Source organism: Natrinema soli (genome assembly GCF_028618695.1).
This window is the reverse complement of the sequence record NZ_JAQIVI010000546.1, coordinates 1-1623: the sequence shown is the minus strand read 5'-3', so window position 1 is coordinate 1623 and position 1623 is coordinate 1. Positions and strand designations below refer to the sequence as shown.

Sequence of the window (1623 nt, the reverse complement as noted above, 5' to 3'; positions counted from 1 at the left end):
GATCACGTTCGCGGGCGATGGATACGACCGCGGCGGTGGATCCGCTACGACGGTGCCCCCGAAGACGCCGCTCTCGGCGTCGCGCTCGCGATCCCGGCGCTCGTCGTCTTCGACGGCTGGCTCACGGCCGTGATCGTCGGCGCCATTGCCGTCTCGCTGGTCTACGCGCTCCTTCGGCGACGACTGGTCGCGTGGACGCCCGACTGGCTCGAGTAGCGGGACGTGGCAGCGATGCAGACTGTCTCTCGGCCGGAAGTCGGAACCCTGATACGCCCGGTCGTCGAGCGGCCCCGTATGGTCGACGCGCTCGTCGCCAGAACGGCTCATCTGGTCTTTGCTGCCCTCTGGGTCGGCAGCGTCTGCTTCGTCGCCGCCGTCGTCCTGCCGCTGGCACGCGATGGCGCGTTCAACACGACCCGTCCGCTCGAGGTCATTTCCGGGAAGCTCACGACGGTCTCGCGGGTGAGCTCGCTCGTCCTGTTCCTCTCGGGGAGTCACCTCGCGGGCACCGTCTACACGGCCGAGACCCTCTTCGGGTCGACCAACGGGCGGCTAGTGCTCGCGATGGTCGCGCTCTGGCTACTCCTGACCGCCCTCGTCGAAATCGCGGCGAAGCGCTTCGAGGCCGGGCTCACCGGGAAGAAGATCCGCGAGCCGGCCCGCGAGGCGCTGCCGGTGTTCCGGGCGGCCGCCGTCGTCGCCGTCGGACTCCTGGTCGTCGCGGGGCTGCTTTCGGCGAACGTCGGCCGGCTCCTGTGACCTGCGGCACTGACGACCGTTTTTCGGCGGCGAACCTCTCGGAAACGAACATTCTTGCGAAAGATACTTAGTCAGTTACTGTAACGTACTCGCTAATGATCAGGGGTAAAGACATGGCCATCTCGCTCCTCGCGGTGGGATCGGCTGCTGTGGCCGGCTACGTCCTCCGTTCCGAGCGAACAGGGACCTGCACGTCGCGATCGAAAGCGGATCTCGGTGCCCGTCTCGTCGGCCCGGCCGACGTTCCGGACGACGCGACGGTCGTCGACGCGTCCGCACGACGACTCGGCGAGATTCCCGGCGCGCGGCGAGCGATGGACCGAGCCGTCCGTAACGGCGCGCGCGACGAGTGGGAACACATCACGCTCGAGAGCGACGGCGCGTGGTCGGTCGTCGACCGCATCCGCCAGTCGCTGCCCTACTACGACGCCGATACCGGTTCGTACAACGGCGTCTACGTCCGGTACAACGACCGCATCGTCGTTCTCGATGCGATCGGCTGGGCCCGCCTCGAGAAACCGATCCAGTAGCCCTTTCCGGGACTGTGACCACTGTTCCATCTCGTTCTGCCATAACAGTAATCCCGAACGGCTCCCTCCATTGGGTCGACAGTGACTGAAACCGGTCACCTCGTCGTCCTCGTCGGCGACGAGCCACCGATGGGGGAACTCGCGGTCGAATTCGAGGTCGTGACGGTGCGAGAACGGACTCGGGCGATCGATCGCGTCGAAACGGCCGCCGTTAGTTGCGTCGTCGTCGACGGGCGCGAGGACGACCGCCTCGAGACCGTCGCTGCAGTGCACGAGGCCGCGCCGTCGGTCCCGATTCTCTACGTGACGGCGACGCCCGACGGCACCGCCGAGA

Annotated in this window: 2 protein-coding genes and 2 pseudogenes; all 4 read left to right on the top strand. The window is 67.0% G+C overall.

All coding sequences use genetic code 11. The features are described 5' to 3' along the window. Positions 1-216, top strand: a pseudogene (locus PGX04_RS26245) (metal-dependent hydrolase); the annotation flags it as partial. A gap of 78 nt (positions 217-294) precedes the next feature. Further along, positions 295-759, top strand: a complete 465-nt coding sequence (locus tag PGX04_RS26240) for a copper resistance protein CopD (RefSeq protein WP_273741184.1) — start codon at positions 295-297, stop codon at positions 757-759. A 95-nt stretch (positions 760-854) separates the two neighbouring features. Then, the gene (locus PGX04_RS26235) at positions 855-1289 is read left to right on the top strand and encodes a hypothetical protein (RefSeq protein ID WP_273741183.1); all 435 of its coding nucleotides are present in this window, start codon (positions 855-857) and stop codon (positions 1287-1289) included. 81 nt (positions 1290-1370) lie between these two features. Next, a pseudogene (locus PGX04_RS26230) lies at positions 1371-1623 on the top strand (PAS domain S-box protein); the annotation flags it as partial.